General features: G+C 45.0%; 19 protein-coding genes. 15 read left to right on the forward strand and 4 right to left on the reverse strand.

The annotated features are described in order from the left end of the window. Window positions 1-5 precede the first annotated feature (5 nt). A complete protein-coding gene (locus tag B3S93_RS11115; protein ID WP_292355467.1) occupies window positions 6-344 on the forward strand; it encodes a P-II family nitrogen regulator in 339 nt (112 codons plus the stop codon). 25 nt (window positions 345-369) lie between these two features. Here the strand turns inward: B3S93_RS11115 and B3S93_RS11120 are convergent, their stop codons facing one another. After that, window positions 370-1,152: an outer membrane protein assembly factor BamD gene (locus B3S93_RS11120; RefSeq protein ID WP_292402142.1), complete on the reverse strand. Its 783-nt coding sequence runs from the start codon at window positions 1,150-1,152 to the stop codon at window positions 370-372. Window positions 1,153-1,670: 518 nt separating this feature from the next. On the opposite strand from B3S93_RS11120, the gene B3S93_RS11125 reads away from it, so the two are divergent. Continuing rightward, window positions 1,671-2,834, forward strand: coding sequence for a L,D-transpeptidase family protein (locus tag B3S93_RS11125; RefSeq protein ID WP_292355471.1), 1,164 nt, complete (start codon window positions 1,671-1,673; stop codon window positions 2,832-2,834). Window positions 2,835-3,241: 407 nt separating this feature from the next. Here B3S93_RS11125 and B3S93_RS11130 read toward each other — a convergent pair whose 3' ends face one another. Beyond that, window positions 3,242-3,541: an Lpp/OprI family alanine-zipper lipoprotein gene (locus B3S93_RS11130; RefSeq protein ID WP_226073992.1), complete on the reverse strand. Its 300-nt coding sequence runs from the start codon at window positions 3,539-3,541 to the stop codon at window positions 3,242-3,244. Between the two features lie 224 nt (window positions 3,542-3,765). Between B3S93_RS11130 and suhB the strand changes: the two genes are divergently transcribed. The 5 genes from suhB (at window position 3,766) to B3S93_RS11155 (ending at window position 9,687) form a co-directional block, all read left to right on the forward strand. Further along, window positions 3,766-4,560: an inositol-1-monophosphatase gene (gene suhB / locus B3S93_RS11135; protein WP_292402145.1), complete on the forward strand. Its 795-nt coding sequence runs from the start codon at window positions 3,766-3,768 to the stop codon at window positions 4,558-4,560. 64 nt (window positions 4,561-4,624) lie between these two features. Next, window positions 4,625-6,457 (forward strand): translational GTPase TypA, encoded by a 1,833-nt coding sequence (gene typA / locus B3S93_RS11140; protein ID WP_292355477.1) that lies wholly within the window; start codon window positions 4,625-4,627, stop codon window positions 6,455-6,457. Between the two features lie 64 nt (window positions 6,458-6,521). Continuing rightward, window positions 6,522-6,740 (forward strand): PP0621 family protein, encoded by a 219-nt coding sequence (locus B3S93_RS11145; RefSeq protein ID WP_292355479.1) that lies wholly within the window; start codon window positions 6,522-6,524, stop codon window positions 6,738-6,740. Next, window positions 6,740-8,335 carry a sensor histidine kinase gene (locus B3S93_RS11150; RefSeq protein ID WP_292402148.1) on the forward strand — a complete coding sequence of 532 codons (1,596 nt, stop codon included), beginning with the start codon at window positions 6,740-6,742 and terminating at the stop codon, window positions 8,333-8,335. Before B3S93_RS11145 ends, B3S93_RS11150 begins: the two co-directional genes overlap by 1 nt. Beyond that, a complete protein-coding gene (locus B3S93_RS11155; protein WP_292402151.1) occupies window positions 8,332-9,687 on the forward strand; it encodes a sigma-54-dependent transcriptional regulator in 1,356 nt (451 codons plus the stop codon). The genes B3S93_RS11150 and B3S93_RS11155 overlap by 4 nt, the downstream gene beginning before the upstream one ends. A gap of 14 nt (window positions 9,688-9,701) precedes the next feature. Here B3S93_RS11155 and B3S93_RS11160 read toward each other — a convergent pair whose 3' ends face one another. Further along, complete coding sequence (locus B3S93_RS11160) at window positions 9,702-10,610, reverse strand: YgfZ/GcvT domain-containing protein (protein WP_292402153.1); 909 nt, start codon at window positions 10,608-10,610, stop codon at window positions 9,702-9,704. A gap of 148 nt (window positions 10,611-10,758) precedes the next feature. On the opposite strand from B3S93_RS11160, the gene B3S93_RS15590 reads away from it, so the two are divergent. Next, window positions 10,759-11,124: a protein YgfX gene (locus B3S93_RS15590; protein WP_349677842.1), complete on the forward strand. Its 366-nt coding sequence runs from the start codon at window positions 10,759-10,761 to the stop codon at window positions 11,122-11,124. Here B3S93_RS15590 and nadB read toward each other — a convergent pair. Beyond that, entirely contained in the window at window positions 11,099-12,700 is a 1,602-nt protein-coding gene (gene nadB / locus B3S93_RS11170; protein WP_292355487.1) for an L-aspartate oxidase, read from the reverse strand. The genes B3S93_RS15590 and nadB overlap by 26 nt on opposite strands. Before the next feature lie 128 nt (window positions 12,701-12,828). On the opposite strand from nadB, the gene rpoE reads away from it, so the two are divergent. The 7 genes from rpoE to B3S93_RS11205 all read left to right on the forward strand — a co-directional run bounded on the left by rpoE (window position 12,829) and on the right by B3S93_RS11205 (window position 19,024). After that, window positions 12,829-13,404, forward strand: coding sequence for an RNA polymerase sigma factor RpoE (rpoE, locus tag B3S93_RS11175; protein WP_292355489.1), 576 nt, complete (start codon window positions 12,829-12,831; stop codon window positions 13,402-13,404). A 2-nt stretch (window positions 13,405-13,406) separates the two neighbouring features. Next, window positions 13,407-13,973: a sigma-E factor negative regulatory protein gene (locus B3S93_RS11180; protein ID WP_292402159.1), complete on the forward strand. Its 567-nt coding sequence runs from the start codon at window positions 13,407-13,409 to the stop codon at window positions 13,971-13,973. 2 nt (window positions 13,974-13,975) lie between these two features. Then, the gene (locus tag B3S93_RS11185) at window positions 13,976-14,947 is read left to right on the forward strand and encodes a MucB/RseB C-terminal domain-containing protein (protein WP_292402161.1); all 972 of its coding nucleotides are present in this window, start codon (window positions 13,976-13,978) and stop codon (window positions 14,945-14,947) included. Window positions 14,948-14,952: 5 nt separating this feature from the next. After that, window positions 14,953-15,375, forward strand: coding sequence for a SoxR reducing system RseC family protein (locus tag B3S93_RS11190; protein WP_292355496.1), 423 nt, complete (start codon window positions 14,953-14,955; stop codon window positions 15,373-15,375). Next, window positions 15,375-16,805: a DegQ family serine endoprotease gene (locus B3S93_RS11195; RefSeq protein ID WP_292355498.1), complete on the forward strand. Its 1,431-nt coding sequence runs from the start codon at window positions 15,375-15,377 to the stop codon at window positions 16,803-16,805. Before B3S93_RS11190 ends, B3S93_RS11195 begins: the two co-directional genes overlap by 1 nt. A gap of 168 nt (window positions 16,806-16,973) precedes the next feature. Further along, window positions 16,974-17,678, forward strand: a complete 705-nt coding sequence (locus tag B3S93_RS11200; protein WP_292402164.1) for a response regulator transcription factor — start codon at window positions 16,974-16,976, stop codon at window positions 17,676-17,678. Continuing rightward, window positions 17,675-19,024, forward strand: coding sequence for a sensor histidine kinase (locus B3S93_RS11205; protein WP_292402167.1), 1,350 nt, complete (start codon window positions 17,675-17,677; stop codon window positions 19,022-19,024). The genes B3S93_RS11200 and B3S93_RS11205 overlap by 4 nt, the downstream gene beginning before the upstream one ends. Window positions 19,025-19,088: the final 64 nt, after the last annotated feature.

Genomic DNA, 19,088 nt, shown 5'->3' on the forward strand with positions numbered 1-19,088 from the left:
ATCACATGAAAAAAATTGAAGCCATTATCAAACCGTTCAAACTGGATGATGTACGTGAAGCATTGTCCGATATCGGAGTCACTGGCATGACAGTTTCCGAAGTTAAAGGTTTTGGCAGACAAAAAGGCCATACCGAACTTTATCGTGGTGCTGAGTATGTTGTGGATTTTTTACCTAAAGTAAAAATGGAAATTGTATTGGCAGATGATCAGGTGGATGCCTGTATTGAAGCAATTACCAAAGCCGCGCATACCGGACGAATTGGCGATGGCAAGATTTTCGTTTCACCATTGGAGCGAGCCATTCGCATCCGTACTGGTGAAGATGGCGAAGCCGCTATTTAAACAACTAATTTCAGAGACGACGCTGTTACTCTACCAGCGTCGTCTTACGTACCTCTGCTACCCCTGGATGTCCCGGGTAGTTTGCTTCCAAAACGCGTAAAGCATCTTCTGATAAATCATTTAGCTCCAGGATCTTATAGGCTTTTGCCATTACCACCAGAGCATCTGGCATGGCCGGAGTACGTGGATAATTCTCAATAACATACTTAGCGCGATTGGCCGCTGCGAGATAGGAAGCTCGGCGCATGTAATAACTTGCCACGTGCAATTCATGCTGGGCAAGGCGATTTCGTAGATACACTACACGTTGAGCTGCATCATCACTGTAGCGACTAGTGGGAAAGCGGTTGACCAGCGTGGTGAAATCACGCAGCGCCTGCAATGCTGATCCAGGATCCCGTTGAGTCTCATCACGTGGAATATATTTTTCCAGGATCCCCATATCACGGTTAAAGTTAATCAGACCTCGCAGATACATTGCATAATCAATGTTTTCGTTAAGCGGATACACTCGCATAAAGCGGTCCAGAGTGGCGATAGCCGTTTCAGGCTCGTCTGTTTTGTAATAAGCATAAGCAGAATCCAGTAAGGCTTGCTGCGCATACTCACCAAACGGGAAGCGTGCTTCAAGTTGTTCGTAATATTCGATTGCCGTGCGGTAATCATTAATATTCAGGGCTGCTTTAGCTTCGGCATAAACGCGCTCTACAGTCCAGCTTTCTTCAGCAACCACCGGGTCTCTACCTGAAAAGAAGGAGCACGCGGTAAGTGTGAATAACAGGAACAACGGCAGAATGTATTTCATCATGGGCTTCTATCTGTATAAAACAAAAAATTCACAGCCTGCGATTGTAGACTGTTTAAGCGGGCAAATCATCACTAGGGTCTGTTAATCTTTCATAACCACCACTGCTGGTGGCAATTTTTTTGTCCAACAAGGCGGTAATGATACGACGTAGTCATTCTACATAAGTTATTACCAACGCCGTAGGGCGGAAAAATAGCCCCAGCCCTACGGGTTGCGGCTGAAAATGCACCACTCTTCGTGGCCTACATGGATGTAGGTCAGGGGCGTAAGCAGGATGCGGAAGCTTTGCTTGTCATTTATTTAGAGTGACTAAACTTCACTCCTCGCGTCTTGATTGGTGCATTCTCAGTCACAACAGAGGCGGTTATGAAAGATAAACAGACCCTGAGCTTGTTAATCTTTCATAACCACCACTGCTGGAGACTTTTTATTCGTCAAGCAAGACCCAGTAGTAACAGTTTTCGCGGAACATTGTACAATAGCCGCTGTTTATTCACTCTTAACTCTATAGGTTTTTAATGATTAGTCGTTTATTTATCGGTTTGGCGAGCGGTTTATTGATGCTGCCAGTCGGTGCTACAACGTTTGAATTAGCTGATGAAGAAGCGCGTGTCATTGGACACAACCTTATTGTCTACAGCCGGCATGAAGATACGTTACTGGATATTGGTCGTAAATTTGATTTGGGCTATACCGATATGGTGGAAGCAAATCCAAATCTGGACCCGTGGTTACCCGGTGATAATCAACCGGTATTAATCCCCAACCGTTTTATTATTCCTGACGCGCCGAGAAAAGGTGTGGTAATTAATATCCCGGAGATGCGCTTATATTATTTTTTGCCAAAACAAGGTGATCAATTACAAAGAGTAGTGACGCATCCCATCGGCATTGGTCGTGAGGGTCGCGATACACCATTAGGGAAGTTATCGATTATTCAAAAACGCGAGAACCCATCATGGACGCCTCCGGAGTCCGTTCGTAAGGAACATGCTGCGCAAGGCGATATCCTGCCTGCTGTTGTACCGCCAGGTCCTGATAATCCCCTTGGCACACGAGCTATGAGACTATCTAACCCCAGTTATCTGATTCACGGTACAGCCAAGCCATATGGTGTTGGTTTACGGGTGAGCAGTGGTTGTATTCGTTTATATCCTGAAGATATTGAACATCTGTATAGCCTAGTCTCTTTAAATACCCAAGTGAATATTCTGCATCAACCTTATAAGGCTGCCGTAGCGAATGGAAAGCTGTTTTTGGAAGCGCAGAAGCCCATACCTGAAATGTATGATGGTGTGAGCGGGAATATGACACCGATGGTGATGGCCGTTTTGGATGCTCAGGATTCAGTATTGTCAGAGCAGGACTGGCCATTTGCTGAAGAGATTGTGATGACCTCAGATGGTGTGGTTAAACAACTCAATCAGCAGGAAGAAAAGATCGTTGATAATGTCTGGTTTGTTCACGGCGGCTTAAAGCTGGAAACCGGAGCAAAAATGCGAAAGGCATTAGAAGCTTTGAATATGCAGGACAAATTCTGGCCGTTGCAAAATAAGGCTGTAGATGAAGTAGTGGTGGGCCCATTTGACACGTTGGAAGCCGCGCGTGAAGCGGCAGATAAAATTTCGGCTGCGGCAGGTATTCCTGTTTGGCCAGCGCATTTATCGGAAGAAATGTTTTAGGGCTTGTTTATCTTTCAGATCCACCACTGCTGGCGGCTAGTTTTCCGCCCTGCGGGTTGTGACTGAAAGAGCGCCACTATGCGTGGCCTACATGGATGTAGGTCAGGGGCGTTAGCACAGGATGCGGAAGCTTTGCTCGTCACTTATTTAGGATAACTACAAAAACGTCAGGACAAGCAATGTTCCAGACATTGCTATTGCATACACTCCATCCATGGAGATAAACGTTTTTGAGCGCAGGCCCCTTCGGGGTGAGATACATGGATGTATCTCACGAAAGGCGCTCTTCGTGCCTTGATGGGCGTTTTTTCAACTCACAACCCCTAGCATTACAAACTGCACAACCAAAAAAGCCGGGATAAATCCCGGCTTTTCTGTTTTTAAGCTTTGAAAAATAATTGTTTAGATTATTTGCTCATTGCTTTTTCAAACATACGATCGATTTTTGCACAGCAAGCATCAACTTGTGCTTGTGCATCTTCAGCCGCTTTTTGTGCATTCATTGCAGCCAATTCAGCGTCAGAAGCTGTACGTTGTGCAGTATCAGCAGTACTTTGCGCGTTGCGAGCTGCAACTAAAGCAGAATCAGCTGTTGATTGTGCAGATTCTACTGAACCTTTTAATGCTTCCATTTCAGCAGTATTTGCACATGCAGTCAGTAATGCCAACGGCAGGATAACGGCGCTCAGTTTAGCTAATGATTTCATTTGTATCTCCTTAAAGTGTTCTAGGGTTGGTAGCATTTCCATTTCGTTTGTAAATGCAAGCCTGTTAAAAGGCTAGCAGGAAATATTTATGCTGTCTATTGCCACAAATTTAAACTGCGAACCGATGGCGATAGTTGGTATAATTATGCTCTCTTTTTTTAGACTGGAATAGTATCTTGCTATTTCTGTCGCATTCTTTTTTTTGCTCTGGAAAAATTTGTTCTATGCATCCGATGCTTAATATAGCCGTACGTGCGGCTCGTCAGGCAGGTAGCCTGATTATGCGCTCTTTACAACACGTCGATCATTTGGAAATTACCGCTAAAGGTTTGAATGATTTTGTCACTGATGTTGACCGCCTTGCGGAACAGGAAATCATTAATACAATTAAAAAGTCCTATCCCGAACACGCAATTATGGCCGAAGAGTCAGGTGAAACAGGACAAAATGATGTTGTCTGGATCATCGATCCGCTGGATGGCACAACAAATTATCTGCATGGTTTTCCGCATTACTGCGTATCAATTGGTGTCATGGTTAAAGGCCGTATTGATCATGCAGTGGTATTTGATCCGATGCGCGATGAACTGTTTACTGCCAGCCGCGGTGAAGGCGCCAAACTGAATGACCGTCGTCTGCGCGTCAGTAAACGTAAAGATCTCAACGGGGCATTGATTGCTACCGGCTTTCCTTTCAAATATCCGCAACATATTGATGCTTATATGCAAATGTTTGCCGCGGTTTTTCCTAAAGTAGCGGATATTCGCCGTGCCGGTTCAGCAGCACTGGATCTGGCATATGTTGCAGCCGGACGAGTCGATGGTTATTGGGAAATCGGCTTGGAAAACTGGGATTTGGCCGCCGGTAAACTGTTGGTTGAAGAAGCGGGGGGGGCGGTAACGAACTTCACCGGCGGTGACAAGGTTTTAGATAAAGGGCACGTTGTTGCGGGCAATTTATCACTCCATGCTCATCTGCAAAAAAGTATTGCCCCGTTTGTGGTGGATAATCTGAAGTGATTGTGGTCCCCAACGGGACATTTTTTAACAGCGCATGCCAGCCATGCCTTAATGAACTGATTTTATGAGTAATAATTCTAGAGATATAAACAAACTACGTAACATAGCCATCATCGCGCACGTTGACCATGGTAAAACAACCCTGGTCGATCAGTTGCTGCGTCAGTCCGGTACCTTCAGTGAACATGAAGAGTTACAGGAAAGGGTAATGGACTCCAATGATTTGGAACGTGAGCGTGGTATTACCATCCTTTCCAAAAATACAGCGATCCGCTGGAATGACTACCGCATCAATATTGTGGATACACCAGGCCATGCCGATTTTGGTGGCGAAGTTGAACGTGTTTTGTCGATGGTTGATTCAGTGTTGTTGTTGGTTGACTCTTCAGAAGGTCCGATGCCGCAAACGCGTTTCGTGACTCAAAAAGCGTTGGCATTAGGTCTTAAACCGATCGTCGTCATCAATAAGATTGATAAACCAAGTGCTCGTCCAGGTTGGGTTTTGGATCAAACATTTGATCTGTTCGCCAATCTAGACGCCACCGATGAACAATTGGATTTTGATGTCATTTACGCCTCTGGATTGAACGGTTTTGCCGGTATGGAAGATACGGTTCGTGAGGGTGATATGACGCCTTTATTCCAACTGGTTGTGGATAGAGTGAGTCCTCCTGCGGTTGACCCTGAAGGTCCTTTCCGTATGCAGGTAACTTCACTTGATTACAATAGTTATGTTGGTGTTATCGGTATCGGCCGTATTGAGCGCGGTAAAGTGAAAACCAATATGCCGGTTACCGTAGTTGATCCGCAAGGCAAAAAACGCAATGGTCGCGTTATGCAGGTTATGGGATTTATGGGACTACGCCGTGAGGAAGTAGAAGAAGCACATGCCGGCGACATTATTGCGTTTACCGGTCTGGACCCACTGAATATTTCTGATACGTTATGTGACCCTAGTGCTGTTGAAGCATTACCACCGTTAAGTGTTGACGAACCTACCGTCACCATGACCTTTCAGGTCAACAATTCCCCGTTTGCCGGTAAAGAAGGCAAGTTTGTTACTACCCGACAAATCCGTGAACGTCTGGATCGCGAGTTAATCCATAATGTGGCATTAAAAGTCGAACAGTTGGTGGAAGATCCGGATAAATTCCGTGTTTCCGGTCGTGGTGAATTACATCTTTCCGTATTGATTGAAAACATGCGTCGCGAAGGTTTTGAGATGGGTGTTTCACGTCCTGAAGTGATTATTCGTGAAGTGAATGGCACCAAAGAAGAACCATACGAAGCGGTAACCATTGATGTTGAAGATACACATCAGGGTACAGTGATGGAAAAAATGGGTACTCGTGGCGGTGAGTTGAAAGATATGGCACCAGATGGCAAAGGTCGTGTCCGTCTCGACTTTATTATTCCATCACGTGGTTTGATTGGTTTTCGTACTGAATTTTTGACTGCTACCCAGGGTACAGGGTTAATTTACAGCGTATTTGATCATTATGCTCCAGTGAAACCGGGCACCTTTGGCAAACGCCAGAATGGCGTGTTAATCGCCAATGGTGTTGGTAAAGCAGTTGCTTTTGCTATCTTTAACCTCCAGGAGCGTGGCCGTATGTTTGTTGGCCATGGTGATGAAGTTTATGAAGGTATGGTTATCGGTATTCATTCACGTGATAACGATTTGGTGGTTAATGCCCTGAAAGGTAAACAGCTAACCAATGTTCGCGCTTCTGGTACGGATGAAGCAATTGCTCTGGTTCCGCCAATTCGTATGAGTTTGGAACAGGCGCTGGAATTTATCGGTGAAGATGAATTGCTGGAAGTCACGCCTAAATCTATCAGAGTACGGAAAAAACTTCTGCTGGAGCACGAGCGTAAACGCGCTTCACGCGGCTAGTTCTATCGTTAACTGATCAAGAAAGGGTATCCTATATCGGATGCCCTTTTTTTTGAGGTAAAACATGCGAATTTTAATCCTGCTGGCGATAGGCCTGTTGTTATATCTAATCTTTCGGAATTTATACCGGCGGATAAAAAGTGAAAAACAAATCGAACAAGCTGAGAAAATGGTGCGCTGTGAACAATGTGGTTTGCATTTACTGGAACAGGAAGCCATTCAGAAAAATCAGCATTTTTTTTGTACTACAGAGCATCTTGAGGCTTATCAGCAACAAAAATAATGGCTGGAGAATACTTTACCACCAGTAAATCAGAGCAGGATCAGGCTTCCTGGCGTGCTCTGACATTATTTTCCGGCTACCGCCTATTTCTCGCAGCGATTCTGTTTGTTGTTTTTTATCTGGAGTTAGCCCCAGAGTTCATCGGTAATAAATATCCCTTATTACATCACTTTGTCAGCCTCAGTTATCTGATGGTCGCTGTATTGCTGATGATATTTTCCAGTCGACACTGGGGGGTATTTGTCACGCAATGCAGCATTCAGCTGATTATAGATATCATCGCGCTGGCATTAATTATTCATGCTGCTGGCGGCTTACAAAGTGGATTGGGTGCATTGCTGGTTGTAGTAGTGGTTGCCGGTGGTGCTTTAATCCCAGGCCGATTGGCTGTATTTATTGCTGCCATAGCCACATTATCGGTTTTGCTTGAAGCCGTTTATGCGGAGTTCATTGGAATGGGGCAAAGCCATTTTGCCCAAGCCGGAATGTTGGGGGCGATATTTTTTATTACCGCCGTTTTAGCGCAGTTACTTTCCCGAACCATGCAACGCTCACAATTGCTGGCAGAACAGCAGGCTCAGGATCTGAATAAACTGGCGAGCCTGAATCAGCACATTATCAGTCGCATGCAGGTCGCTGTATTAGTGTTGGATGATCAAGGCAGGGTTTCACTTTGTAATCAGTCAGCCTCGCAGTTTATGGGAATCGAAAACGTCCCTTCACAATTTTTACTCAAACAGTATATTCCTGAGTTGGCTGAACAAATCTGGCGCTGGAAACAGCATCTACCCGATCCATTTGAACCTTTTCATGCCCGAGCTGATTTACCTGAACTACTGGCCCGTGCAACCCAGTTGGATTCAGGTGAAGTTCTAGTATTTATTGAAAATACCACGGCAATGGCACAACAGGCGCAACAATTAAAATTAGCCTCCTTAGGTCGTTTAACAGCCAGTATTGCCCACGAAATACGCAATCCCTTAAGTGCTATCAGTCATGCCAGTGAGTTGTTGGCTGAATCCTTGCGCGATGATGATTCTGTCAGCAAGCTGACCGGGATTATTCAACGACATAGTGTTCGGATGAACAATATCATTGAAACCATTCTGGAAATGAGCCGACGCAAAAATGTCGAGCCAACGGTGGTGGTATTAAGCCCCTGGCTGGAAAAGCTGGTGGATGAATATTGTGAAATTAAACACATCCCGCCTCATCAAATAGTACTGACCTCATCAGCACCGTTGGCCCGCATCTGTACCGATGAAGAACAATTGCACCAGGTAATATGGAATTTGATTGATAATGCATGGCACTATGCGGATAAAGAACAGGAAATGCCCATTGAAATCCGTATTACTCTGCAATCCGAAAATATTCATATCGATGTGATTGATAACGGTGCAGGCGTAAGTCCTCAAGCCATGGAACATCTGTTTGAACCATTTCATTCGGAACGCACAGGTGGCACCGGGTTAGGGTTATATCTGGCTCGTGAGCTATGTCAGGCCAATGGTGCAAGGTTAAGCTACCTGCCGGAGTTTGGCAGCTGTTTCAGAATTAGTTTTCCACTGCAAAGACAAGAGTTTATCCAATGAACCCACAAGCATTGATTGTCGATGATGAGCCGGACATTCTCGATTTACTGTCCATGACGCTGTCAGGCATGTCGATAGACTGTGTTACTGCAGAGAGCATTGCTGAAGCGGAAAGACTTCTGGCTCAGCAATCGTTTGATTTATGTTTTACCGATATGCGATTACCTGATGGTGATGGCTTAGAGCTAGTAAAAAAAATACAGGTCAGTTATCCGGAATTACCTATCGCGGTGATTACTGCCTATGGCAATATGGATTTAGCGGTCTCTGCATTAAAATCCGGCGCCTTTGATTTTGTCTCTAAGCCATTGAAACTGCAGGTTTTACGTGAGCTTGTGGATGCAGCTTTGAAATTGTCACCCAATCGGCCACATAAAAATGACCGGCGTTCACGTGATCGTTTATTGGGTGAAACCGAATTGATGCGTGAATTACGGGGCAAGGTCGCTAAACTGGCCCGTAGTCAGGCCCCGGTTTATATCAGTGGTGAATCAGGGACAGGCAAGGAGTTGGTTGCCCGATTGATTCATGATCTCGGCGCACGGTCGGATAAAGCGTTTGTGCCGGTAAACTGTGGGGCGATACCCAATGAATTGGTAGAGAGCGAGTTTTTCGGTCACAAAAAAGGCGCCTTTACCGGCGCAGTTGCCGATAAACAGGGATTATTCCAGCATGCTCATGGTGGCACGTTATTTCTGGATGAAGTTGCCGATTTACCCTTGATGATGCAGGTAAAACTGTTACGGGCAATACAGGAAAAAGCTATTCGCCAGGTGGGGGGGAATGAAGAGATAAATGTGGATGTCCGAATCTTATCGGCAACACATAAAAACCTGGCAGAGTGTGTCGATAATGGCACCTTCCGGCAGGATTTGTTTTACCGGTTGAATGTAATTGAATTGCAGGTGCCGCCATTACGTGAGCGCAAAGCCGATATCCCCATTCTGGCAGAGCATATTCTGCTGAAACTGGCAGGTAAAACCCATTCGGACGTCATAACATTAACTGCTGAAGCCCTTGCTTCATTAGAACAATATCCTTTTCCGGGCAATGTACGAGAACTGGAAAACACGCTTGAGCGTGCGTTGACATGGGCTGAGGGAACGCAAATAACAGCAGAAGACCTGATGTTGCCAGTGACCAATCAGATAAATCATGCTGTTCCCAAGGTGTCAGAGCTATCAATGCCTGTGTTGAATCAGGATTTGGAAACCCATCTGGAAGAGCAGGAACGGGCCATTATTGAAAAAGCACTGAATGAGACCCGCTGGAATAAAACAGCTGCTGCCAAACGGCTTGGAATTACATTCCGGGCTTTACGATACAAACTTAAAAAGCTGGACTTGGACTAAAAGATCAACAAGCCCTAAACGTAAGCATGCACCGATTCAATCGCGGTGCCATCACTCAAATACAAATCCTGATTGGCTCCATCAAGCTTTAAACTGAGCTGCAGAAACAGCTGGTTTTCATCACCGTGAATAGCATTAACAACATGGCCAATCACGGCTTTTTCCTTATCCACAATGGTCTCACCAATTTCAGGCAGGGTATCTGTTTTGGCTATGGCCTGAAACAAACGACGTTTGGGTTCACCAAGATAATGCAAACGCGCGACAACTTCCTGTCCGGGGTAACAGCCTTTACGGAAACTCACACCACCTATTAAATCCAGATTGAGTTGTTGTGCGGTGAACAGCTCACGACTTGACGGAAAAATGACCGGAATCCCACTTTCAATCTCTGTGATAAACCAACTGGCTTCTGCAGCAAGCTGCCACCCTTTGCTCATCAGATCTTCCAAATCAGAAGTCATCTGGTCAACGGAGGCGATCAGCAAAGCACGGGATTGTGAAGGTAGAGGGATTGCCGAAGTCGATGGATCGTTACCTTGCAGCCCACATACCTGTAGAGTTTCGCTGCAGTCTGCAATCTCAACTTTGCTTCTCAATTTGAACATTTGCAGCCGCTGTGCCAGGAAAGCACACTGGCTCTGAGGTAATACCAGCTGATACCCACTCTCTGTTTTAACCAGCAGAAAAAGCGCCAGCAAACGACCTTTTGGGTTACACATAGCCGTAATCTGCGAAGCTTGTTGTTCCAGTTGCTTGACATCATTGGTCAGGAGATTTTGCAAAAAGTTGGCAGCTTCTTCACCCGTTACTGTTATTACGCCATAACTCGGTAATGGAATCAGGTAATGGTTTTCATCATTTCTTGTTGCCAATGGAGCTGATGCCTGTTGTTGCAAAATGGATTGATAGTCAGCGGTCATGAATTTACTCTTTAGCTTAAAGGATTAGTACCGTGCAATTGTAACAGGCCCTCAGTTTGGGAGAACAAGGATGAAGGAGCAGAAAAAAGGATTTTATCTCCCATTAGGGAGATCACGACTTTTACTGATTTACAGCCTGCTTGCACATATGCTGGCAGTGATAAGTATAGTTTTATTAACTGTTATACCAGTCGTTAAAATAGTATTTATTACAGGGGTTTTTATATGTCAGTTTTTGCATATCCGTCGGTTGGGTTATCTCCGGGAATACAGGAAACGGCCTGTCACACTGATAAACACTATGAATGAATATTGGCAGATAGGGTATGCCGACAGTTCAAAAACAGCGGATTTATTACTCGAATCTGCGTGGGTCAACCGGTTCGCCGTCATTATCCATTTCAAATCATTGAACAAAAAACGTCTTTCACTTCTTATCCCGAACGATTCGGTTGATCAGGAACATTTTCGACAATTACGCGTGCGGCTCAGATTGGCTTTTTTCCAGCAATAATACTGTTACTGGCGGTTTTATCCGATGTCTCCGGATAATCAAGCGTGTAATGCAGACCACGACTTTCTTTACGCTGTATCGCTGATTCGATGATCAATTCCGCTACATCAGCCAGATTACGCAATTCCAGCAAATCATTGCTTATATGGTGCTGACTGTAAAACTCATCAATTTCCTGTTGCAACAGGTACAAACGCTGGCGGGCGCGATTAAGTCGCTGAGTACTGCGAACAATGCCTACGTAATCCCACATAAAGCGACGTAATTCATCCCAGTTATGACTTATCGCAACAGCTTCCTTGGCAGGGTGCACACGGCTTTCGTCCCAATGCGGAATATTATCAGGCAAAGTAATTTTGGGGCGATTCAATATATCGCGTGCTGCCGCATCGGCAAATACCAGGCATTCCAGTAATGAATTACTGGCCATTCGATTGGCACCATGCAAACCCGTATGAGCGGTTTCGCCAATCGCATACAGGCCGTCAATGTCCGTTCTTCCTCGCATATCCGTCATAACACCGCCACAGGTATAATGAGCTGCAGGGACTACCGGAATGGGTTCCTTCGCCATATCCACACCGAATTGCAGGCAGCGTTTATAGATAGTAGGAAAATGCGTGGTAATAAATTCTTTGGACTGATGACTGATATCGAGATAAACGCAATCCTGGCCGAGACGTTTCATTTCATGATCAATTGCGCGCGCCACAATATCCCTTGGGGCCAGTTCAGCCTGCGGGTGAAATGCCGGCATAAACCTTGTGCCATCTGCTAACTTCAAGGTGGCACCTTCACCGCGCAACGCTTCAGAAATTAGAAAAGATTTGGCTTTGGGATGAAATAAGCAGGTTGGGTGAAACTGTATAAATTCCATATTGGCAATTCGACAGCCGGCGCGCCAGCCCATGGCAATTCCGTCCCCGGTCGATACGTCTGGATTACTGGTGTATAAATACACTTTTCCGGCACCGCCAGTGGCGAGCACAGTGACTGGAGCCAAAAAGGTTTTGGGTTGATCCTTTTTGATATCCAGCACGTAACAACCCAGACAACTATTCTCTTCAGTGGCAAGGTGTTTGTGGGTCGTAATCAGATCGATACCGATATGATAAGGAAACAACGAAATATTCGGATGCGCTTTGGCTTTATCCAGCAGTGTTGTTTCCACCGCCCGACCGGTTGCATCAGCCGAATGAATAACCCTCCGATGACTGTGACCACCCTCCTGTGTCAGATGATATGTCTCGGTGGTCATATCATCACGGGTAAAAGAAACACCCTGTTCAATCAGCCACTCGACACTTTCTCGCGCATGTTCAACCGTAAAACGAACGACATCCTCGTCGCATAATCCGCCGCCGGCGCGCAAAGTATCATCAATATGGGATTGCAAAGAATCGGCTTTATCGAGTACAACTGATATGCCGCCTTGAGCATAAAGTGAAGCACCTTCCTCAAGCTGGCTTTTGGATAGAACGGCAACACGGGCCTTGTCTGCCATCTTTAAAGCCAGGGTCAGACCTGCTGTTCCGCTGCCGATAATCAGCAGATCAAAATGATGAGTTGTCGTCATGGGTCCTGTTAAAGGTAGAATGCCAACAATTATTGTGCACTGATTGTGGAACAAAAATAAATGACATTGGTCAATCTAGCATTAAACAGAAATTGTCTCCGGCTTGTCGGAGTAGGCCGGATATATAAATGAACGTGGATCAGGAATTAGTTCAGCGGGTACAGGCGGGCGACAAAAAGGCGTTTGATCTGTTGATAATGAAGTACCAACAGCGAATCATACATGTGATAACCGGATTTGTGCATGACCCAGTTGAAGCAATGGATGTAGCGCAAGAAGCTTTTATTAAAGCTTATCGTGCGTTGCCGAACTTTCGCGGGGACAGTGCGTTCTATACGTGGCTTTATCGTATCGCTATCAATACCTCTAAAAATCATCTTACTGCCAGTTCGCGGCGACCACCAATGAGTGATGTCGATGCTATGGATGCAACAAATTATTACGATGCGCCCGAACTTAAGGAATTTGAGACCCCTGAAAACAGTCTCATGTGTGTAGAGTTGGAAGAGGCTATCCAGCAAGCAATTGAAGATTTGCCGGAAGATACCGCTACAGCTATCAAGTTGCGAGAATTTGAAGGTATGAGTTACGAAGAAATCGCGGAAGCGATGGACTGTCCGATCGGCACCGTCCGGTCAAGAATATTCAGGGCTAGGGAAGCTATCGATAAACAAGTTAAGTCAGTGATGGGTGAAGAGGAATAACAATGGCAATTAATCATCTCGAATTAGTGTCTGCTTTGGTTGATGGCCAGCTGACCGGTAGTGAACTCGAACAGGCGTTGGAATTAGTTAACAATGACAGCAGCGTCCGTGAAGCATTTATGCGATTTCAGCAGGCAAGCGATATCCTGCATGGATATACGCGAAGCATTACACAAGCACCGTTAGAGCTAACAACGCGCATTTCTGCTGCGCTGGAAGCTGAACCGGTTTATTCAATTCCTACTCAAAATAAACCTACCGCAAAATTATTGCGTTTTCCAAAAAACTTCTGGAAACAGGCAACAGGTCTGGCAATGGCTGCATCCGTTGGAGCACTTGCTGTGGTCGGCGTTGTACAGCAGCAAACAGGATTCAACGGCGTGCCCGTAGCCAGTGTCGTGGCGAATGAATCACCAGCGACTATGGTTAGTCAATCTAATCGCTGGACTGTCGCCGAACCGGAAATTGAAGACAGACTTAATAATTATCTGGTGGATCATAATGAATATGTTGGCACATCAGGGATGTTTTCTTACGGTCGCGTCGTTTCTTATGGCACGGAGCAATAGGAATGTTCCAGCGATTTCGTTTTTGCGTTGCGTTGCTGGTGTTGTTTGTTCCGGCAGTTCAGGCAGGATCCGCTTCGATTGAATTACTCGAGCGAATGAGCCAGGCAGCAAAGCAACTCAATTATGAAGGCGTTTTTGCCTATCAAAGTGGTAAAACTTTCCAGTCAGTGCGTATTTATCATCGTAATGATGATGGCAATGAATCTGAAAGACTGGTTTCACTGAATGGTTCAGCTCGTGAAGTCCTCCGTTCCAATGATACGGTTACCTGTATCAACCCGGATGGGAAGCAAGTTAACGTCAGTCAAAGACCTTTAGGCCGTGGATTTCCCAGTGATCTCCCTCGGCGATTGCGTTCAGCGACTCCCTTTTATGAATTAAAACTCGGTGGAGAAGACCGCATTGCGGGTAAATTAACGCAGCGACTTGATATCAAACCGGTTGATAATTATCGATATGGCTATCGACTGTGGATGGATAAAGAAACTGATTTATTACTCAAATCAGAATTAATCGGTGAAAATAATGAGGTGCTGGAAACCTTTGAATTTACGGATATTGAAACTGGAATTGAGATAGCAGATGCTGAGCTGGCGCCGCAGATGTCGGGCAACGAAATGATCTGGCATCGTACCGAGCCCGGTGAAATGACTACCCAGGATTTAGTCGCATTCTCCCATTGGCAGTCAAAATGGTTACCGGATGGTTTTACCCTTGTTGCCCATCAAAATCGTCTGCGAGCCAACAATGGTGCACATGTTGAGCAGCGGGTCTACAGTGATGGATTGAGTTCAGTATCGGTATTTATTGAAAAAATGCTTGCCCAACATAACCATTTTCATGGAGGGTCTCACATGGGAGCCGTAAATGCATTTGGTAGCGTGATACATTCGCATTTTGTGACAGTTGTAGGTGAAGTACCTGCTGTAACAGTCGAAAAAATTGGTGCAGCAATTGAATATGCTGGTCCATAACCAAGATGATTGAACAAAAAGCTACAGTTCTACGTACAGATGAATCAACTATCTGGTTGCAGGCCGAACGACAATCTACCTGTGATAAATGCCAGGTAAAAAAAGGATGTGGTACCGGTTTGCTAAGTGAACATGTAGGTAGGCGTTTTTCAACCATTGCCGTACCCAAGACGCAAGCCGTAGAGCCTGGTCAGCAAATGAATGTTTCTATTCCGGAAGAAGCGCTTTTGCACGGTGCTTTCATGATGTATCTGCTACCGATTTTATTTATGTTCGCGGGCGCAGTCATCAGTCGATTTATCTTTGCAAATGAATTGCTGGAAATTATTGGTGGATTGGCTGGTCTGATATTTGGCTTTTATTGGGTCAAAACTCGACTCAAAAATCAAAAAGTGGCCATTGAAACTCAAATCATAGAGGAAAAATAATGACGCAATACAAAACAACAGGTGCAATGGTAATGGCATTGCTGATGTGGTTAATGTTGAGTTCAGCCGTTCAGGCACGGGGGGGGTTACCCGAATTTACTGAATTGGTGGCTGAAAATGGCGATGCGGTCGTTAATATAAGTACCACAAGTAAGCCAAAAGAAATGGCCTCATCACAACAACTTCCACCAGGCATGGAAATGCCTGAAGGAACACCATTTGATGATTTTTTTAAACGTTTCTTTGGTGACCCTTCACAACCACGTGCCCCCCAACCAAACTCACTGGGGTCTGGTTTTGTTCTTTCTGAGGATGGATTTATTCTGACAAATCATCATGTCATTAAAGACGCTGATGAGATAATTGTCCGTTTCAGTGACCGTACTGAGCTGGTGGCAGAATTGTTAGGAAGCGACGAACGCAGTGATGTTGCTTTATTGAAAGTTGATGCCGAAGGCATGGATCTGAAAGCCGTTAAGCTCGGCGATTCCAACGATTTACAAGTTGGCGAGTGGGTGTTGGCAATTGGTTCACCTTTTGGATTTGATTATTCGGCTACAGCAGGTATTGTCAGTGCGCTGGGGCGTAGCCTGCCAAGTGATAGCTATGTGCCATTTATTCAAACGGACGTGGCAATCAATCCGGGTAACTCTGGAGGGCCATTATTCAACCTGGATGGTGAGGTTGTTGGTATAAATTCACAAATTTACAGCCGCACCGGTGGTTTTATGGGGGTTTCATTCGCTATTCCGGTTGATACTGTGATGAATGTGGTCGAGCAGATTAAAGAGCAAGGTTATGTGAGTCGCGGCTGGTTAGGTGTTGTTATTCAGGATGTTACACGTGAATTGGCAGAATCCTTTGGGTTAAGCAAACCACGTGGTGCGTTAGTTTCCCGTGTTGTTGCGGGAAGTCCTGCTGAGAAAGCTGGATTTGAAGCGGGTGACGTGATTCTGAAATTTGATGATCGCATTGTGGATAGTTCATCGGATTTACCGCCAATTGTTGGTCGTACTGAAATCGGTAAAAACTCCACAGCCGAGATCATGCGTAATAACAAGAAAATGACGCTCTCGGTGGTCGTGGAAGAACTTCCTGAAGATGAGCAAGTTGCTAGTGGTGCAGCGCCTCGTACAGGTGAATTTTACAATAGTCGTCTAGCAATTGAAGTCACCGACCTGACAGCAGAGCAACGTGCTGAGTTAGGGCCCAATCAGTCTGGTGTTGAAGTCAGAAAAATTGAATCAGGTCCAGCGGCACTAGCCGGTATTGTTCCTGGAGACATATTGCTAAGCATAAACAATCAAAAGATTGTCGATGCAAAACAATTTATGGAGTTGGCTGAACAGTTGCCTACTAATAAAGCGATACCTGTACTCGTTCAGCGTTCTGGTGCATCACAGTTCCTGGCGTTAAAAATTCCAGAATAGATTTTAATTAAGTAATTCTGGTTGATACCACAAAAGCAGCTGATGGAAATCCATCAGCTGCTTTTTTTTGTTCGATAGGTGGACTTAAAAAACAAAATTTCTTATTGAATCATTTTGCTTTATCATTAATGATAATTATTATCATCTAGATAGAAAGTCCTGCATTACATGTTCAACAAAAATAAAATTTCCAACAGCATTCTGATTATTGAAGATGATTTAGTGCTAAATCATCAGCTAAAACAGCTGCTGGAAAAACAGCGTTTTATCGTTTCTCAATGCTTTGATGGTGAACATGGATTGCTTGCTGCGGTTAGTGAGCATTACGATCTGATTTTGCTTGATATCAGTCTGCCTGAACGAGATGGTTATTCTGTTTTAAATACGCTACGACAAACTCGTAAAACGCCTGTCATTATTCTTACCGCTCATGGTGCTGAAGAAGAGCGCATTCTGGGTTTTAAAAATGGGGCAGATGATTATTTGCCAAAACCATTTAATTTTACTGAATTGGTGCTCCGCATTGAGGCAATTCTCAGAAGAGCCTGCACAACCAGCTATCAACAGTTGAATTGGTCTGTTTTACAACACGAAGGTTTGACGCTGGACAGGCAGAAACAGCAGGTTTTTTTTCATGAGCATGCAGTGCAGCTGACGCCCATCCAGTTCAAGTTGCTGTGGACGCTAATGCAGCACGCTAATCATCTGCTCAGTAAACCACAGCTTTATCGTCTGGTGATGGAGCGCGACTTCAGTCGATATGATCGAAGCCTTGATATGCATATGAGTCGGGTCCGACGAAAATTAATCGATGTTGGCATGCCGGTTGACCGGCTGCAAACAGTCCATGGGGCGGGCTATATCCTGTTATGAAAAGGCGCTTGTTATGGAAACTGTCCCTGACTATTACGCTTGGAACAATTGCCTTGTTCTGGATAATCCATCATTTAATTCTGCAGACCGAGCAGCATATGAGTTTTATTGATAAACAGGATCAGCAGCAGTTAATTGATTATGCAAGACATGCTGAAATGCTGTATCTGCAAGGTGAGGATGAAAAACTGGCAAATTGGATCAACTATATAAAGCATCAGGAAGATACCTGGGTTGCACTGATCCGTTCAAAGCTCACACCACTGGCAGGTAGTGAGATGGATGACTATTTTGTCGAAAATTTTGCATTGGGTAGAGATATCAGTTGGAAGATCCATTTATATTTTGCTCAAAATCCGATTATGGATATTACCTTTGCAGATGGGCATACCCATTTTCTGATTCGTCTGCCACAACGTATGCGACCCGGAGGCTATTGGACCTATACCAGTCTGTTACTACAAATTGCTTTACCGATGCTCTTGCTGGCTATCTTGAGTGTGGTGATTTATCGGCACGTCATGTCACCATTAAGACAACTCGAAACCGCCACTAAGCAATTCAGTGAGGGTGATTATCAAGTGAGAGTGCGTGATGACCTTGGCAAACGCAATGATGAAATAGCGGCTTTAGCCAGTACTTTTGACAGCATGGCAGAAAGAATTGGTACACAAATCCAGACCCAACGTCATCTAACCTCCGATTTATCACACGAATTAAGAACCCCGTTAACGCGCGTTGAACTGGCATTAAGTATCGCTGAACAATCCACTCCAGACGATGAATCATTGCAACGTATCCGTCATGAATGCCAGCAAATGCGTGAGTTAGTGGAAGATACTTTAACCCTGGCCTGGTTAGAGAATGAGCAACCATCGTTACAAAATGCATCACTGGACTTGACCGACTTGATTGACAGCATTGTAGAGAATGCCCGATTTGAATTCCCCCGGCACGTCATTACTGTTCATACACCGGAAACAGCTTATCTTCAGCAAAGCAGTGATCGTGCTTTAGGACATGCGATTGAAAATATATTACGTAATGCTCTTTCGCACACACCGCTAAAAGGAACGGTGAGCTTAACGCTGAAACGATACCAAGACCGTTACAATTTACAGATTGATGATCAGGGAGCTGGTGTCGCCAGAGAACAACTGCAAAATATCTTCAAACCGTTTTACCGTATAAAGGGATCTCAATCTGAAACCTATAAAGGGTTCGGGGTAGGTCTCGCACTTGCAAGACGTCAAGTCGAAGCGACAGGCGGAAAGTTATGGGCACAGATTCATGAGCACGGTGGATTAACAATGATCATGGAATTGCCGCTGACCTCCAAAAGTTAAACCTACTCAAGTTCAATTAATTGTAACAATTGTAAATTTGGTTTTAATCTCCGTTCACACTGAC

Origin of the sequence: Methylophaga sp. UBA3613 (assembly GCF_002375415.1) — a bacterium.
In the GTDB taxonomy this organism is placed as follows: domain Bacteria; phylum Pseudomonadota; class Gammaproteobacteria; order Nitrosococcales; family Methylophagaceae; genus Methylophaga.

What these genes read in the sequence shown, in the direction of transcription:
- B3S93_RS11115 (WP_292355467.1), top strand. Translation starts at nt 6, where the DNA reads ATGAAAAAAATTGAAGCCATTATCAAACCGTTCAAACTGGATGATGTA.
- B3S93_RS11120 (WP_292402142.1), bottom strand. Translation starts at nt 1,152, where the DNA reads ATGATGAAATACATTCTGCCGTTGTTCCTGTTATTCACACTTACCGCG.
- B3S93_RS11125 (WP_292355471.1), top strand. Translation starts at nt 1,671, where the DNA reads ATGATTAGTCGTTTATTTATCGGTTTGGCGAGCGGTTTATTGATGCTG.
- B3S93_RS11130 (WP_226073992.1), bottom strand. Translation starts at nt 3,541, where the DNA reads ATGAAATCATTAGCTAAACTGAGCGCCGTTATCCTGCCGTTGGCATTA.
- suhB (WP_292402145.1), top strand. Translation starts at nt 3,766, where the DNA reads ATGCATCCGATGCTTAATATAGCCGTACGTGCGGCTCGTCAGGCAGGT.
- typA (WP_292355477.1), top strand. Translation starts at nt 4,625, where the DNA reads ATGAGTAATAATTCTAGAGATATAAACAAACTACGTAACATAGCCATC.
- B3S93_RS11145 (WP_292355479.1), top strand. Translation starts at nt 6,522, where the DNA reads ATGCGAATTTTAATCCTGCTGGCGATAGGCCTGTTGTTATATCTAATC.
- B3S93_RS11150 (WP_292402148.1), top strand. Translation starts at nt 6,740, where the DNA reads ATGGCTGGAGAATACTTTACCACCAGTAAATCAGAGCAGGATCAGGCT.
- B3S93_RS11155 (WP_292402151.1), top strand. Translation starts at nt 8,332, where the DNA reads ATGAACCCACAAGCATTGATTGTCGATGATGAGCCGGACATTCTCGAT.
- B3S93_RS11160 (WP_292402153.1), bottom strand. Translation starts at nt 10,610, where the DNA reads ATGACCGCTGACTATCAATCCATTTTGCAACAACAGGCATCAGCTCCA.
- B3S93_RS15590 (WP_349677842.1), top strand. Translation starts at nt 10,759, where the DNA reads ATGCTGGCAGTGATAAGTATAGTTTTATTAACTGTTATACCAGTCGTT.
- nadB (WP_292355487.1), bottom strand. Translation starts at nt 12,700, where the DNA reads ATGACGACAACTCATCATTTTGATCTGCTGATTATCGGCAGCGGAACA.
- rpoE (WP_292355489.1), top strand. Translation starts at nt 12,829, where the DNA reads ATGAACGTGGATCAGGAATTAGTTCAGCGGGTACAGGCGGGCGACAAA.
- B3S93_RS11180 (WP_292402159.1), top strand. Translation starts at nt 13,407, where the DNA reads ATGGCAATTAATCATCTCGAATTAGTGTCTGCTTTGGTTGATGGCCAG.
- B3S93_RS11185 (WP_292402161.1), top strand. Translation starts at nt 13,976, where the DNA reads ATGTTCCAGCGATTTCGTTTTTGCGTTGCGTTGCTGGTGTTGTTTGTT.
- B3S93_RS11190 (WP_292355496.1), top strand. Translation starts at nt 14,953, where the DNA reads ATGATTGAACAAAAAGCTACAGTTCTACGTACAGATGAATCAACTATC.
- B3S93_RS11195 (WP_292355498.1), top strand. Translation starts at nt 15,375, where the DNA reads ATGACGCAATACAAAACAACAGGTGCAATGGTAATGGCATTGCTGATG.
- B3S93_RS11200 (WP_292402164.1), top strand. Translation starts at nt 16,974, where the DNA reads ATGTTCAACAAAAATAAAATTTCCAACAGCATTCTGATTATTGAAGAT.
- B3S93_RS11205 (WP_292402167.1), top strand. Translation starts at nt 17,675, where the DNA reads ATGAAAAGGCGCTTGTTATGGAAACTGTCCCTGACTATTACGCTTGGA.